Raw genomic sequence first — 15740 nt, 5'->3', positions numbered from 1 at the left:
AACACTCATATATAAATATCTGCAATATACAGACAAGAAGAGTGATGGAGAGCAGTCAACACCGGAGGCAGCGCTAGACACCAAGCTTGCAACGAACGCTACTTTTCTCCTATGGTGTAAATCGTCGTGGTTCAGACATTTCGCGCATTTTGAGCTCGCCATTTAGCACCGCGACTCGAACCTGAACAATTTAGTGTGCATCCTTATTCGTCCAGCGCATCTGCCGCTTCTTTGCGCACCGCAAGCTCACCACTTCGCTCGCCGCTATTGCGGCAATGACGCTTCTGATCGGCATGCCCCGCCGATAGCGCCGCTCATAATCGACAAGGTATTGGCCATTGGATTCCAGGTACCAATACGTTCCACGAAGATTCCACCACAGCGTCGAGTACGCTGGATGTTCGACCGTCACCTCGACCATGGCGTGGATGCTCTCGATTCTCTCGTCGGCTTCGGAACCGTTGCCATGCCACGTCAGCCATTTGGCCGACGCAATTTCGTCTTGTACGGAGCGTCCGTTCAGCGCCAACGAGTCTGGAAATTTCAGTGCGAATATTCGATCACACGACATTTCATGGCGATGTGAAACCAATCCAGAACCCGATGGAACGGCCTCCTGGATCCATCGATGGCTTTCTCAAATTCGTCTGTGTTGACGGAGAAAACTGTAATCTTTTGATTTTTCGCAATATATTGCTCCGAGAGAAAGTGATCCAGCCGCGCCGTCGAAGAGACTTTCTTATTGATGTATCCGTAAACTCGGCAGTTACATCGACCGGTTGAATCTGCCTTACAGATCCGCGATTCGGGCCTGTTCTTTTTCTTGGCGCGTAAAGCGATGGTGTAGCCAAGCGGAATCCACAGCAAGCGCGAAGACCTCGTTTGATTGTCGGCCGCCGGATAGTATCGCTCACTACGAAGCGCGCTTTCGGCCTTGTCATCCAGTTCTTGACCGGCCGCTCATACGCGACTCCTCAATCCGGATGTTTGGAGAGAAATCAACGAAGTATTCGCTCAGGAAGAATCACAAGAATCACAAAAAAGTTGCGACCCAATCAGAAATATCTAACTATTTGATTTATAAGAATTAAGAAAAGTGCGTCGGGAGGGGCTCGAACCCCCGACCCATGCCTTAGAAGGGCATTGCTCTATCCAGCTGAGCTACCGACGCATAGATGATCTTTAACAGTTCCAATGTGCAAGGACAAACACCCGCACATTCACTCAATGATACATGTTGAAGCAATAAAACGTTTCAATAAGATTGAGACGATTTAACAAGCTATTAACGCCCACTATTTCACTATTATAGTGAAGCAAATTCCAAGCCATTTTAAAAAATCAGATAAATATTAATCAACCATTTTATCTAATAAATCTATTCTGAAATGAAAAAGCGGGCTGTCCTAAGACAGCCCGCTTTCAAATTGGTCGGAGTACAAGGATTCGAACCTTGGACCCCCTGGTCCCAAACCAGGTGCGCTACCGGGCTGCGCTACACTCCGAAGAACAGAATCATACCCGCCAACATCATTTTGGTCAATATGTTTAAACAAACTTTCATTAAAATTTGTTATCGCTCTTCTGACAAGATCAATTGCGGCCTCTTAAAAATGGCGCTGAAACAGCTGCCCTTTCCAGGTTCAGATGCAACCACCAAATGACCACGATGCCGCAACAAAACGTGCTTCACGATTGCCAGGCCAAGACCAGTACCCTGCGTCACCCGAGAACGTGTTTTATCAACGCGATAGAAGCGCTCAGTTAAGCGACTTAAATGCTCTTCAGCAATTCCGATGCCGTCATCACGAACCGTCAATGCGGCCCCCTCGCCGAACAACTTCCACGTTACTTGAATTGATCCACCATTCGGTGTGTAGCGCACAGCATTCGTTAATAAGTTAGTGAATGCGCTCTCAAGTTCGTCATGATTGCCTTTGAGATTAATGTCATCTGCTTCCAGCGTGATCAGATGCTTTCCTTCCGACAGAGCACGCGCCTGATCTAGAATATGATTGAGCATCGGGACGATTCGTACCGTATCACCAGAAGGCTGCTGAACCAACGATTCGAGCCTGGTTAAAGTCAGCATATCAGCGACAAGACGCTGCATGCGTTGACCTTGTTCCGCCATCAAATGTAGTTGACGCTGACGCGTCATCTGATCCATTTCAGTGGATAACGCATGCTCCAGGAAGCCGTTGATAACGGTTAAAGGAGTTCGTAATTCATGCGACGCATTGGCTATAAAATCACGACGCAAGGTCTCGAGTTTTTCCGCCTGTGTCACATCATGCGTAACTAGAATTCGCCGTCGATTATCAAAGGATATTAATTGCAGTTGTATTTTTCGATGGTGATGAACAAACGGAAGTGGTTGATCAAAGCTGCCCGACAACATGTAATTGACAAACTCTGGCGCACGAATCAAATTGGTCAGAAGGCGCCCTTCGTCGCGCACTCTATCTAGTCCTAAATGTTTTTCTGCAGCCGGATTACACCACTCCAAATGCATCACTCCATCCACAATCACCACACCGTCAGGAAGCAAACTCATGGCTTGGCGAAAACGCGCAAGCCATTCCACCATATCGACACGCGAGCGCTCGTCTTCTCTGCGAATATTTTCTAAACGTCGTGTTGAGTGCGCCCATAATCCCCAGGTTTTTGGACGCGGCGTCCCATAAGGACGATCCAACCATTCCTCGATACGAAATAGCGACCAAATTTGCAGAAATAGCAGGATGACTAAAGATAATCCAAACCAAATCAACCCCACTACCAAACCGTAGGAAGCCCCGATTGCCAACATGATCAGACACAGTAAAGCAAAACGCAATAATGTCGGCACCCAAAACGTACGGGCTTTACGCGTCGCTCGCTCCTGCACATTCACGAGGATTTCATCGGTGCGTATTGGCATTTCATGCAGTCGTGTCGTTGGACATTTTGTAGCCAACTCCACGGATCGTTTTAATGTAGTCCGCAGCTGAGCCCAACGATTTACGTAGCCGCATAATATGTACATCAACAGTACGCTCTTCGATGAAGGTATGATCGCCCCACACTTTATCGAGCAATTGTGCGCGTGAAAATATCCGTTCCGGATGCGCGATCAAAAAGCGAAGTAACTTGAATTCAGCTTGATCCAGTTCGATTGTCCGAGAGTCAACAGAAACTTGATAGCGGTCAGTATCAATATTGATCGCGCCATATTTTAATGTGTTATGGCCCAATTCCGGCACTTTACGCCGCAACAGAGCTTGAATACGAGCGACCAATTCTTTTGGTGAAAATGGTTTTGTAACGTAATCATCTGCCCCATCATTTAAGCCTCGAACTTTATCTTCATCCATACCCTTGGCAGTCAACATAATGACTGGCAAAGTGGCAGTCCGAACCTGACTACGCCACTCTTGCAGTAACGATAAACCGGAAGTGTCCGGCAGCATCCAGTCGAGTAATACTACTTGAGGTAACATCGCAGTGATTGCCGCGCGCGCCTCGTTGGCATTTTCAGCAATTTCGCAGGAAAATCCCGCATCATCGAGCGTAAACCTCAAGAGCTCAGCGATGCCAGGCTCATCTTCGACAATCAAAATATTAGTATGATGTTTTGACATCTGCGATATGAAAATAAGTTTGAAAATGCATACTGATAGTAATCCGGATTAAAAAAATTTAAACGGCAATTTTATCGACAATGCGACGCGCCATTGTCTGCGCCAAGTCCGCCGTTTTTGCCTCAACCATCACGCGCACCAACGGCTCGGTGCCAGACGCGCGAATCAATACGCGCCCATTGTTACCGAGTTCACTCTCGACTGCGGCTTTTTCGGCTACAACTTCGGGTTGCTGTTGCCAGTCGAAACCAGCCGCCACTCTGATGTTAATCAAGGTTTGGGGATACATGCTTATGTCCGCGGTAATTTCGGACAAGGATTGTCCGCTACGACTTAAAGCGGACAATACTTGCAGTGCTGACACAATACCGTCACCAGTCGTATGCTTATCCAGGCATAACAAGTGGCCAGATCCTTCTCCACCTAGCAACCAACCGCGCTCTTTCAATTGCTCTAATACGTAGCGATCGCCGACTTTAGCGCGTGCAAACTCCAAGCCCATTTGCCCAAAAGCCACCTCCAATGCCATGTTCGTCATCAGGGTGCCAACTACGCCGCTGACCATGCCGGTTTTCAACCTGTCTTTCACCACGATATAGAGCAATTCATCGCCGTTGTATATCCGCCCGGTAGAATCGACCATAATCAATCTATCGGCATCACCGTCCAACGCAATGCCTACATCGGCGTTGTTCGCACACACAGCAAGCGCCAGCGCCTCGGGCGCGGTCGCACCGTAACCGTCATTAATATTGAAGCCATTGGGTTGATTGCCAATAGAGATAACTTCAGCGCCTAACTCGTGAAATACATGCGATGCAATATGATATGCAGCCCCATGCGCGGCATCGACAACGATGGTCATTCCGCGCAAATCAAGGTCATTCGGAAACGTGCTCTTGCAAAATTCGATATAGCGGCCTGGTGCGTCATCCAGACGCTTAGCCTTACCTAATTTATCCGATGTTACACAACTCATCGGATGTTCCAGTGCGGCTTCAATAGCGGCCTCTACGCTATCATCCAGCTTATTTCCATGGGCTGAAAAAAACTTGATCCCATTATCGTCAAACGGATTATGCGACGCTGAAATGACAACTCCTGCAGACAGGCGCAATGCCCTTGTCAGGTACGCAACCGCCGGTGTCGGCATCGGTCCGGCCAGCATCACATCAACGCCAGCCGCCGCAAATCCAGCCTCCAAAGCAGCTTCCAGCATGTAGCCGGATACGCGTGTATCTTTGCCGATTAACACCGTTGGCTTGATTGCGGCAGACTCCGATTGCGCCAGCACTTTGCCAGCAGCGTAGCCAAGTCGCATTACAAAATCCGGTGTAATTGGAGCAATCCCCACGCGACCACGGATACCATCTGTACCAAAATATTTTCTAGTCATTTAAGGCCTGTTTTTAAATATTTATTATTTTTTTAGAAACGCTACCTTGTACACTATTCTCAACCAACTCCGACTATTTACGATAACCTAAGATTTTAGTCCGATACAAAAACGTTATACGCTGATAACTTCTCTCATCTGTCGCGCTCAATTCACAACAATCGCATCATCAAAATTTAAGCTAAACCAGCTTGCCAAACCGCCAGCGCATCAATCGTTTCTGCTACATCATGAACGCGCACGATTTTCGCCCCTTGAGCCACTGCTACGAGGGCCGCAGCAACGCTACCGGCCAAGCGCCTTTCAATCGGTTTGCCCGTCAAATTTCCTATCATGGTTTTGCGTGAAGCTCCAACCAACATTGGCAGATCCATCAATTGTTGCATTTTACCAATATTTCTTAGCAAAACGAGATTATGTGCGAGCGTCTTACCAAAGCCGAAACCAGGATCAATGCTAATGCGTGAACGTTCCACTCCTACTCGCTCCAAAGCTGCAACCCGTTCACCCCAAAAGCGCGTGACCTCGGCAAATACGTCGTCATATGCCGGCCTCTCCTGCATAGTTTGAGGCTGCCCTTGCATATGCATGACACATAATCCGCAATCACTTTCCTTGACCGCCTCAAGTGCACCGTCAGCTCGAAAAGCATTAATATCATTGATTAAATCTGCGCCGGCAGCAATTGCCTCGCGCATAACCATCGGCTTATAGGTATCAATTGAAAGAGGCTTACCACAATCGCGTAGCGCGTAGATAATCGGCATCAAGCGATCCAATTCTTCTGAGAGCGACACTGTGGGACTCCCGGGGCGACTAGACTCAGCACCAATGTCAATAATATCCACGCCGTCTGCGATCATTTGCTCCGCATGAGAAAGAGCAAATTCTAGCGAATAAAATTGCCCGCCATCGGAGAATGAATCTGGCGTGATGTTCAGAATTCCCATTACCAGTGGCCGTGCGTTGGGTGTATTTACCGCAAGGCGGTAGCGTCCACATTGAAAATATTGTTGCATTTTTTTATTCGTATACAGAAAAAGGGCGAGGATAAATCCTCACCCTTAGTTATTTACATCGAAAATTCTCGACTCACGATCACGCCACCTTCAGCTCGAAATCAGGCTGGTGCTGTCGCTGTCGGAGATATTCCACCACCTGACGAACTATCAGTCGGCGTCTTCTTTACCGGGATACCATATTTTGGCAAACGTGGCTCGAGGCCTTCCATGATGTCGTTAATTTGATCAGCATCAATTGTTTCCCAATCCAGCAAAGCCTTAGTCATGGCTTCGACTTTATCGCGATTTTCTTCTAGCAATCTACGCGATAAAGCGTATTGCTGATCCAAAATGCTGCGAATTTCTGCATCAACTTTTTGCTGAGTTGCTTCGGAAACAGTTTTTGAAGCCATCCGACCAAAATAAGCATCTTGCTCTGTATCTTCGTACACCATCGTGCCGAGGGTTTCCGACATGCCGTAACGCGTCACCATTGCACGCGCCAACTTCGTTGCGCGCTCAAAGTCATTCGATGCGCCAGTAGACATCTGGTGCATGAAGATCTCTTCAGAAATACGGCCGCCAAACAGAATAGCGATTTCTTCGAGCATCTTGTCTTTATACATATTGACACGATCATGCTCAGGCAACTGCCAGGTTAAACCTAACGCAAATCCGCGCGGCATAATGGTGACTTTATGTACAGGATCAGCTTTTGGAAGCAACTTAGCAACAACTGCGTGACCCGACTCATGATAAGCAGTGTTACGACGCTCTTCTTCGCGCATAACAGCCGATTTACGCTCAGGACCCATTACGATCTTGTCCTTAGCATCCTCGAAGTCCTGCATTTCTACTAAACGCTTGGTGCGCCGCGCTGCAAACAATGCGGCCTCGTTTACAAGATTAGCCAAGTCCGCGCCTGAAAAGCCTGGTGTACCACGCGCCAAAATATCAGCCTTAACGTCAGTCGAAATAGGCACTTTGCGCATATGCACATTGAGAATCTGCTCACGGCCACGTATATCCGGCAATCCAACTACAACCTGACGGTCGAAACGACCTGGACGCAACAGTGCTTTATCAAGCACATCAGCACGGTTGGTCGCAGCAATCACGATCACGCCCGAATTAACTTCAAAGCCATCCATCTCGACCAGCATTTGATTTAGTGTTTGTTCCCGTTCATCATTACCGCCGCCCATACCAGCGCCACGATGACGACCAACCGCATCAATTTCATCAATAAAAATGATACAAGGAGAATGTTTTTTGGCGTTTTCGAACATATCACGGACACGTGAAGCACCGACACCAACGAACATTTCAACAAAATCCGAACCGGAAATAGTAAAAAACGGTACCTTGGCTTCACCGGCAATCGCGCGCGCCAACAATGTTTTACCCGTTCCTGGAGGACCAACCATTAACACGCCATGCGGAATTCGACCACCCAACTTTTGAAATTTAGTGGGATCGCGTAGAAAATCTACAATTTCAGAGACTTCGTCTTTCGCCTCATCGCAACCTGCGACGTCGGCAAAAGTGACTGTATTAGTAGTTTCATCCAGCATCCGCGCTTTAGACTTCCCGAACGAGAACGCACCACCTTTCCCGCCGCCTTGCATTTGACGCATAAAAAATATCCAGACGCCGAGCAACAAAATCATCGGGAACCAAGATATGAAAATTTGCGACAGGAATGACGGTTCTTCAGGTTGTTTAACGTCGAACTTAACGCCGTTATTGAGTAAGTCGCCTACGAGCCCACGATCAAGGAACGTTGTAGTGGTCTTGATTTTTTTGCCGTCAGAGGTATTGGCAATAATATTACGATCTTCAATCACCGCATCAGTGATGTGTCCCGCCTTCACCTCGTTAATGAAGTCGGAATAAGCAATTGGCGCCGCACCGTTAGACAATCCTTTAGTATCGAATTGTTTAAATACGGTAAAGAGCACCAAGGCAATGACCACCCAGATGGCGGCTTTTGAAAACATGTTATTCACTAGAACTCCTTGAGCGCGCGACGCGCCGATAGTCGTGGTGCTTCGGGTTGGGCTCGCACTGTGTTTATTGCTTTCGGGCTGAAACCTGATTTTACTCGGAATCACCAGTCGTTACTAGGTTGGATATGTGGACACACCCATGAAAAATCAAGGATAAATCCACAATAAAGTGTTTAAAATCGAAATTTAAGCCGAATTCTTTAAATTCCGGCCCAATAAAAATATTTCTGACGATTTATCACGGCTCGCTTTCGGTTTTCTAGAGCCAACACTCTCGAATGTTGCGCGAAATTTGCTTAGTATCTCGTTATATCCTCGGCCATTGAAGCATTTCGCCAACAACACGCCAGACGGCTTCATGTGATTTACAGTAAATTCAATTGCCAAATCAATAATTTCCTCCATCCGTGCGGCATCCGCTATGGCAATACCTGATAGATTAGGGGCCATATCAGACAACACAAGGTCAACTTTACGACCAGCTAGCAACCGTTCAAGTTGAGAGAGACTTTCTTGCTCGCGAAAATCCCCCAGGATAAAATGCACATCGGCAATAGGATCCATCGGTAATATATCCAATCCAATAACCATTCCATGGATTCCGCCGCCTTCTTGACCGGATAATTTATTACGAACGTATTGAGACCAGCTTCCAGGTGTTGAGCCAAGGTCAACTATAATTTGCCCTGGCTTAATCAACTTATCAACTTCGTCGATTTCTTTTAGCTTATAAGCAGCCCGGGCGCGATAGCCTTCTTTCTGTGCCAGCTTCACATATGGATCATTAATGTGATCGTGTAGCCAGTTTTTGTTTAATTTCTTCTTTGCCATTCGCGTAGAATACCGTTTTTAAGGAATTTTTATATTTATGTTGAAACTCACACCCGCCGAGCGCAGCGAACTCCGCGCCGAAGCCCATGCACTAAGTCCAGTTGTCCTGATCAGTGAAGAAGGTTTAAAACCTTCACTGATGAAGGAAATTGACAACAGCCTGAATTCTCACGGCCTTATCAAAGTGCGTGTATTTGGCGACGACCGCGAAGCGCGGATTGCAATCTACGAAACTATTTGCGACAAACTCGGTGCCGCGCCGGTACAACACATTGGTAAACTCCTGATAATGTATCGCCCACAAAAAGATGCTGCTAATAAGGCACGCACCGAAACACGTGGTAAGGGTATGCGGGAAGTCACTATCGTTAAACCAAGTCCAAGTGGCACAAAGCGCCCGTCAGTTACCAAGGTAATGGTAAAAGGCAATGAACGCGTTACTGCTGGTGGCAATATTAAACGTGAAAAACCACGTCAAAAGAGCCGCAAGAAATCTGCGCTTGGTCAGTAATTGTGAACTAAGCACGCGATACATTAAGCTCATGAAAGTGCGCGTATTTTACCCGAAGTTGCAAGGGCAAAACCCATAAAGGTGAATTCCCTTGCAACGATATTGACCGGGTCGCGCGTTAACGCAATGTGCGTAGCTTTAAAATCAGGCCCATTCCAAACAGGCTTTGGATGAGATATATGCCGCTTGCGACGCCGTGTAAAATTCCGAATTGTGTTTTAGCAGCCGGACTCATAATGCCACCGGATGCGATCGCCTCGCGTAGCGATGCCATGAACGGCTGAATACCAAAATAGCCAACCACAGTACAAAGCAGCATCACCAAAGTTAAACGCAATAAAGTTTTGCGCAACGGCGCGTTATCATCTGCGGTCCGAAAACCAAATAACAGCGTTAGCAACAGCCCACAGGCAACACCGAGCCAAGCCTCAACTCTAAATAAACTACCGGCAATCGTGCCTGCTAAAGCGCGATCTGCCAATGTTGCAAATAATGTCGGCGCAACCACGTATCCAACGGTCCATAAGCTGCCAACCCATAAGGTGGCAATCAATAATCTTGCGCGCACTACTATCATTGTGTCCTCTGCCGCGGCCGCAATCGACCGGGTCTCAATGGAAATACTAACGGCTTATTTTCTCCGCACTTCCAGTAATACTGACAAGCTATCAACACAGGAAACTATCTGGATGATTTCACGTAAGCTACCCGAAATGCAATCAGCCTCTTGTGTGTACCCTCGTTAGGGTTACACACACGAACTACCCAATCATCAAAAAATTTAGATGTAGCGCACTTCCAAAATTTCGTACTCGCGAATCCCGGACGGCGCTTGAACGCCGACCACGTCGCCAGCACTTTTACCGATTAAGGCACGAGCAATCGGCGAGGTAACAGAGACTTTTGAAACTTTTATGTCTGCTTCATCCATGCCAACGATTTGGTAAGTCACCTTATCGCCAGTCTCCAAATCTTCGAGATCAACAGTTGCAGCAAAAACTACACGACCATCCGCATCCAGCGTAGTCGGATCAATGATTTGCGCTGCACCTAATTTACCTTCTAGATCGGCAATCCGACCTTCGATAAAACCTTGACGCTCTTTGGCTGCGTCGTAATCGGCATTTTCCGAAAGATCGCCGTGCGCACGCGCCTCAGCAATTGCATTGATCACGGATGGGCGCTCTTTGGTTTTCAGGCGTACCAGTTCAGACTTCAGTAATTCGGCGCCAAACTTGGTAAGAGGTACTGAGCTCATAGGAATCTTATTCAAATCTAATTAAAGTTGTCAATTTGACGAATTGATGTTGTTGTGCCCCGTCGCGGTGACACTCTTAACAACATTCGCCAGCGTTATTTTCTAGTCTTGCATAGTGGAACGGGATACAAAATAGAGCAGCGATACAAAAAATCTAACTACCTGCCAAAAAATCGACACTGCTCTTTTAATCCGAAAGAATCGTGCCAATAAAATGCCACGGAGGTCACAAACGGCACCGAATTTCGGCACTGTGTGCGACCTCCGCGTGGGACGTCTAAAATCTGCATCTCATCTTACTACTCAGGCATTGATTGGTGCTAAGTAGAACTCAAAAATCCTCATAGTCATTGAGACTACTTCGACTTTTCTGCCTCATTTAACGCAAACTGATTGCCCCGATCAGCATAGTTGTCGCTACAACTCGTAGCGACTTACCAAGAGGATAGTGATACGTATGGACTTAGTGTAAGGTTTTATGCAGACCTTGTAAATCGTAGACGTTCAACTCATCAAGATGCCGCATACCCTGAACCGCCGCCTCCGCTCCCGCGATGGTGGTGTAAGTCGTCGCCCGCGCTTGCAAGGCTGATGTGCGGATAGCGCGTGAATCGACAATCGCACTACGCTTCTCTTCGACCGTATTAATGACCAATGTAATTTCATTGTTCTTAATCATGTCGACGACATGTGGACGACCCTCAACCACTTTGTTGACAGTCTTCACCGGAATACCCGCTGCATGAATAGCGGCAGCTGTGCCCTTCGTGGCGACCACTGAGAATCCCATCGCTACTAAATCCTTGGCAACTTTCACTGCACGTGGCTTATCGCTAGCTTTAACGCTGAGAAATACCTGACCCGATGTTGGCAATTTGATACCGGCACCGAGTTGCGATTTAACGAAAGCCTCGCCGAACGTTTTGCCCACGCCCATCACTTCACCGGTTGACTTCATTTCCGGCCCCAGAATGGTATCCACGCCGGGGAACTTAACAAACGGGAATACCGCTTCTTTGACACTGAAGTATTTCGGTACGACCTCGTCCTTGATCCCCTGACTATCCAGAGATTGGCCGACCATGCAGCGCGCCGCAATCTTAGCCAATTGCAAACCGGTAGCCTTAGAAACAAACGGCACCGTACGCGATGCACGCGGATTAACCTCTAGAACGAACACAACATCCTTGCCATCAATCTGCTGAATGGCAAACTGCACGTTCATCAAGCCGACCACATTCAGGCCTTTAGCCATCAATGCAGTCTGACGCTTCAACTCATCAATAGTTTCCTGCGCCAAAGAATAAGGTGGCAGCGAACATGCTGAGTCCCCCGAATGGACACCCGCTTGCTCAATGTGCTCCATGACGCCACCGATGAATGTACGCTCGCCATCTGATAAGCAATCGACGTCGACTTCAATCGCGTCGTTCAGGAAACGATCCAGCAATACCGGAGAATCGTGCGAAACCTTCACGGCTTCACGCATGTAGCGCTCAAGATCACGTTGCTCATGGACGATTTCCATAGCACGACCACCCAATACATAGGACGGGCGCACTACCAGCGGATAGCCTATTTCCTGAGCCAGACGCAATGCGTCTTCTTCAGTACGTGCTGTACGGTTTGGTGGCTGACGGAGATTCAAATCATGCAATAGTTTTTGAAAACGTTCCCGATCTTCGGCAGCATCAATCATGTCTGGTGAGGTGCCGACAATCGGTACGCCATTCGCTTCCAGATCCAGCGCGAGTTTCAACGGCGTTTGACCACCGTATTGAACGATGACGCCGTATGGTTTTTCTTTATCGACGATTTCTAGTACGTCTTCCAGCGTCAGCGATTCAAAATACAAACGATCAGACGTGTCGTAATCGGTCGAAACGGTTTCCGGATTGCAGTTGACCATGATGGTCTCGTATCCATCTGCTCTTAGTGCCAGTGCCGCATGTACGCAACAATAATCAAACTCGATACCTTGGCCGATACGGTTAGGTCCGCCGCCCAGTACCATGATTTTCTTTTTGTCGGTCGGATTCGACTCGCACTCTTCCTCATAGGTCGAGTACATATAAGCGGTATTCGTCGAAAACTCACCAGCACAGGTATCAACACGCTTATAGACCGGACGCAAATTCAGCGCATGGCGCTTGGCACGAACTTCGGTATCGGTAACTTTCAGCAGCTTCGCCAGACGACGATCGGCAAAGCCTTGCTGCTTTAGTTTATACAGCGTATCGCGATCGAGCCCCTCTAGCGTTTGGGTGCTTTCCAGCCACAATTCAGTATCAACGATTTCTTTAATTTGCGATAGAAACCATGGATCGATATGGGTCAGTTGATGCACTTCTTCCAATGTAAAACCTTGTGCAAACGCGTCACCGACGTACCAGATACGATCTGGACCAGGTTCGCCAAGCTCTTCTTCAATAACTTCGCGATCCTGAGTTTTTTCGTTCATGCCATCAACGCCAACTTCAAGTCCGCGTAATGCCTTTTGGAATGACTCCTGGAAAGTGCGGCCAATCGCCATTACTTCGCCAACCGACTTCATTTGGGTGGTTAAATGGTCGTCAGCTGCAGGAAATTTTTCGAATGCAAAACGCGGGATCTTCGTCACGACGTAATCGATCGAAGGCTCAAATGACGCAGGCGTTGCTCCGCCAGTGATTTCGTTACGAAGTTCATCCAGCGTAAAACCAACTGCCAGTTTTGCCGCGATCTTCGCGATCGGAAAACCGGTCGCTTTCGATGCCAATGCTGATGAACGTGATACCCGAGGATTCATCTCAATGACAATCATCCGACCATCAGCCGGATTGATTGAAAACTGTACGTTAGAACCACCTGTATCAACGCCAATCTCACGCAAAACAGCGAGTGAGGCGTTACGCATGATTTGATATTCTTTGTCTGTCAATGTCTGTGCTGGCGCAACCGTAATGGAGTCACCGGTATGCACGCCCATCGGATCCAGATTTTCGATTGAGCAGACAATAATGCAGTTATCCGCCTTATCGCGCACAACTTCCATCTCGAATTCTTTCCAACCGATCAATGATTCTTCAATCAACAATTCTTTAGTTGGCGAGGCTTCGAGGCCACGCTTGCAAATCGCTTCAAACTCTTCCGCGTTATACGCAATACCGCCGCCGGTTCCACCCATAGTGAACGATGGACGAATAATGGTCGGGAAGCCGAGTTCTTTTTGCACAACCCATGCTTCGTCCATGGTGTGCGCGACACCAGAGCGGGCCGAACCAAGACCAATTTTGGTCATGGCCGCTTTAAATTTGGAGCGATCTTCTGCCTTGTCGATCGCTTCTGGCGAAGCACCAATCAACTCAACGTTATATTTAGTCAGAATGCCATGATGATGCAAATCCAGCGCACAATTCAGCGCGGTCTGGCCGCCCATCGTAGGCAGGATTGCATCCGGCTTTTCTTTCGCAATAATGCGCTCAACTACTTGCCAGGTAATCGGCTCAATGTACGTGACATCAGCCATTTCCGGATCAGTCATGATGGTCGCAGGATTGCTATTAACCAGAATGACTTTGTAGCCTTCTTCACGCAACGCTTTGCAGGCTTGCGCGCCGGAATAATCAAACTCGCAGGCCTGGCCGATAATGATCGGACCAGCACCAATAATCAGGATGCTTTTTATATCGAGACGCTTAGGCATTTTTATTTTTCTCCATCATCGCCACAAAGCGATCGAACAAGGGGGCGACGTCATTCGGGCCAGGTGATGCTTCTGGATGTCCCTGAAAGCAAAATGCCGGCTTATCAGTACGAGCAAAGCCTTGTAACGAGCCGTCGAATAGCGAGACATGTGTCACGCGGCAATTAGCGGGCAACGTTGTCGGGTCAACCGCAAAACCATGGTTCTGCGAAGTGATCATGACCTGCTTGGTATCGAGATCTTGTACCGGATGATTGGCGCCGTGATGGCCGAATTTCATCTTCAACGTCTTCGCGCCGGATGCCAGCGCCATGATTTGATGTCCGAGGCAGATACCAAAAGTAGGAATGCCTCGCTCGATTAATTCTTTGGTCGCTGAAATTGCGTAATCGCATGGCTCGGGATCGCCAGGACCATTTGACAGAAATATGCCATCTGGATTGAGCGCTAACGCTTCAGCGGCGGTCGCCTGGGCAGGCAACACGGTTACTTTGCAGCCACGGGCGGCCAGCATGCGCAAGATATTGAATTTAACGCCGTAGTCAAACGCTACGACGTGATATTTAGCGGTAATTTGCTGATCGTAGCCGCGACCGAGACGCCATTCTGTCTCGCTCCAGCTATAAGCTTTGGTGGTAGACACCACTTTAGCCAGATCCATTCCAGCCAAACCAGGAAAGACGCGCGCTAACTCTAAGGCCTTCGCCTTCGCGCTGGCAACGTCTGTGTCGACCGTTACGATGGCACCGCTTTGCGCACCTTTTTCACGCAAAATACGTGTCAGCTTGCGCGTGTCTATGCCGGCGATAGCGACAATATTCGCATCTTGCAAGTAAGACTCAAGCGTTTGGGTAGAGCGAAAATTCGAAATCAAACGCGGCAAATCGCGAATGATCAAGCCCGCAGCATGCACGCGGGACGACTCGATATCCTCTGGATTAACACCGGTATTGCCGATGTGAGGGTAAGTCAGTGTGACGATTTGTTGACTATAGCTAGGATCGGTAAGAATTTCCTGGTATCCGGTCATTGCGGTATTAAATACCACTTCGCCGGTCGTGTGGCCAACAGCGCCAATCGAAAAACCTTGAAAAATTGATCCATCTGCTAGCGCGAGGATGGCCGGAACAGCATGGCCAGAAAAAAATGGCGGCAAAGGTAACTCCTGATGTTGTTACCGCCGCTACGCTGTGCCAAACGACCGCTAAGAAACCCTCCAACAATCTGGAGATATTGATAGTCTTTTTGAGACGGAATGGAGTTGTATGCGCTACGGCGGAGTAAATTGGGCTTAACCCTCCGATTATAGAGCAAAACCACCCTTCAGACAATCAGGTGAACCGCGCTATTCTCGAAAAAGACGCTGGTTATTACAAAATTAATTTATGGCGTTGAGCCTTACCGCGCCCACTCACAATAACCAGCG

General features: G+C 48.1%; 12 protein-coding genes and 2 tRNA genes. 1 reads left to right on the top strand and 13 read right to left on the bottom strand.

Annotated features, from left to right (window positions below; genetic code table 11):
• Window positions 1-190: 190 nt before the first annotated feature.
• The 9 genes from RGU75_RS18125 to RGU75_RS18085 all read right to left on the bottom strand — a co-directional run bounded on the left by RGU75_RS18125 (window position 191) and on the right by RGU75_RS18085 (window position 8860).
• Window positions 191-571 carry a hypothetical protein gene (locus tag RGU75_RS18125; RefSeq protein ID WP_322238357.1) on the bottom strand — a complete coding sequence of 127 codons (381 nt, stop codon included), beginning with the start codon at window positions 569-571 and terminating at the stop codon, window positions 191-193.
• A 526-nt stretch (window positions 572-1097) separates the two neighbouring features.
• Window positions 1098-1171, bottom strand: a tRNA-Arg gene (locus RGU75_RS18120).
• A gap of 257 nt (window positions 1172-1428) precedes the next feature.
• Window positions 1429-1505, bottom strand: a tRNA-Pro gene (locus RGU75_RS18115).
• Between the two features lie 68 nt (window positions 1506-1573).
• Complete coding sequence (gene phoR / locus RGU75_RS18110) at window positions 1574-2923, bottom strand: phosphate regulon sensor histidine kinase PhoR (protein ID WP_322238355.1); 1350 nt, start codon at window positions 2921-2923, stop codon at window positions 1574-1576.
• Between the two features lies 1 nt (window position 2924).
• Window positions 2925-3623 (bottom strand): response regulator, encoded by a 699-nt coding sequence (locus tag RGU75_RS18105; RefSeq protein ID WP_322238353.1) that lies wholly within the window; start codon window positions 3621-3623, stop codon window positions 2925-2927.
• A gap of 58 nt (window positions 3624-3681) precedes the next feature.
• Window positions 3682-5019 (bottom strand): phosphoglucosamine mutase, encoded by a 1338-nt coding sequence (gene glmM / locus RGU75_RS18100; protein ID WP_322238351.1) that lies wholly within the window; start codon window positions 5017-5019, stop codon window positions 3682-3684.
• 176 nt (window positions 5020-5195) lie between these two features.
• Entirely contained in the window at window positions 5196-6038 is an 843-nt protein-coding gene (gene folP / locus RGU75_RS18095; protein ID WP_322238349.1) for a dihydropteroate synthase, read from the bottom strand.
• A 101-nt stretch (window positions 6039-6139) separates the two neighbouring features.
• Window positions 6140-8029 carry an ATP-dependent zinc metalloprotease FtsH gene (gene ftsH, locus RGU75_RS18090; RefSeq protein WP_322238347.1) on the bottom strand — a complete coding sequence of 630 codons (1890 nt, stop codon included), beginning with the start codon at window positions 8027-8029 and terminating at the stop codon, window positions 6140-6142.
• Window positions 8030-8215: 186 nt separating this feature from the next.
• Window positions 8216-8860, bottom strand: coding sequence for an RlmE family RNA methyltransferase (locus tag RGU75_RS18085; RefSeq protein WP_322238345.1), 645 nt, complete (start codon window positions 8858-8860; stop codon window positions 8216-8218).
• A 37-nt stretch (window positions 8861-8897) separates the two neighbouring features.
• Here RGU75_RS18085 and RGU75_RS18080 point away from each other — a divergent pair, with 37 nt between their 5' ends.
• On the top strand, window positions 8898-9371 hold the full coding sequence (locus RGU75_RS18080) for a YhbY family RNA-binding protein (protein ID WP_322238343.1): 474 nt from the start codon (window positions 8898-8900) through the stop codon (window positions 9369-9371).
• A 118-nt stretch (window positions 9372-9489) separates the two neighbouring features.
• On the opposite strand, the gene RGU75_RS18075 is transcribed toward RGU75_RS18080, so the two are convergent.
• The 4 genes from RGU75_RS18075 to carA all read right to left on the bottom strand — a co-directional run bounded on the left by RGU75_RS18075 (window position 9490) and on the right by carA (window position 15470).
• Complete coding sequence (locus RGU75_RS18075) at window positions 9490-9948, bottom strand: DUF4149 domain-containing protein (protein WP_322238341.1); 459 nt, start codon at window positions 9946-9948, stop codon at window positions 9490-9492.
• Between the two features lie 204 nt (window positions 9949-10152).
• A complete protein-coding gene (gene greA / locus RGU75_RS18070) occupies window positions 10153-10629 on the bottom strand; it encodes a transcription elongation factor GreA (RefSeq protein WP_322238339.1) in 477 nt (158 codons plus the stop codon).
• 463 nt (window positions 10630-11092) lie between these two features.
• Window positions 11093-14314, bottom strand: coding sequence for a carbamoyl-phosphate synthase large subunit (carB, locus tag RGU75_RS18065; RefSeq protein WP_322238337.1), 3222 nt, complete (start codon window positions 14312-14314; stop codon window positions 11093-11095).
• On the bottom strand, window positions 14307-15470 hold the full coding sequence (carA, locus tag RGU75_RS18060; protein ID WP_322238336.1) for a glutamine-hydrolyzing carbamoyl-phosphate synthase small subunit: 1164 nt from the start codon (window positions 15468-15470) through the stop codon (window positions 14307-14309). Before carA ends, carB begins: the two co-directional genes overlap by 8 nt.
• Between the last annotated feature and the right edge of the window lie 270 nt (window positions 15471-15740).

Origin of the sequence: Glaciimonas sp. CA11.2, from assembly GCF_034314045.1 — a bacterium.
Classification (GTDB): domain Bacteria; phylum Pseudomonadota; class Gammaproteobacteria; order Burkholderiales; family Burkholderiaceae_D; genus Glaciimonas.
Note: the sequence above shows the minus strand (reverse complement) of the source record. Positions and strands in the feature narration are given on the sequence as shown.

Coding starts and splice junctions, on each gene's coding strand:
- glmM (WP_322238351.1), bottom strand. CDS start 5,019: ATGACTAGAAAATATTTTGGTACAGATGGTATCCGTGGTCGCGTGGGG.
- RGU75_RS18125 (WP_322238357.1), bottom strand. CDS start 571: ATGTCGTGTGATCGAATATTCGCACTGAAATTTCCAGACTCGTTGGCG.
- RGU75_RS18085 (WP_322238345.1), bottom strand. CDS start 8,860: ATGGCAAAGAAGAAATTAAACAAAAACTGGCTACACGATCACATTAAT.
- greA (WP_322238339.1), bottom strand. CDS start 10,629: ATGAGCTCAGTACCTCTTACCAAGTTTGGCGCCGAATTACTGAAGTCT.
- carB (WP_322238337.1), bottom strand. CDS start 14,314: ATGCCTAAGCGTCTCGATATAAAAAGCATCCTGATTATTGGTGCTGGT.
- phoR (WP_322238355.1), bottom strand. CDS start 2,923: ATGCCAATACGCACCGATGAAATCCTCGTGAATGTGCAGGAGCGAGCG.
- RGU75_RS18105 (WP_322238353.1), bottom strand. CDS start 3,623: ATGTCAAAACATCATACTAATATTTTGATTGTCGAAGATGAGCCTGGC.
- RGU75_RS18075 (WP_322238341.1), bottom strand. CDS start 9,948: ATGATAGTAGTGCGCGCAAGATTATTGATTGCCACCTTATGGGTTGGC.
- folP (WP_322238349.1), bottom strand. CDS start 6,038: ATGCAACAATATTTTCAATGTGGACGCTACCGCCTTGCGGTAAATACA.
- RGU75_RS18080 (WP_322238343.1), top strand. CDS start 8,898: ATGTTGAAACTCACACCCGCCGAGCGCAGCGAACTCCGCGCCGAAGCC.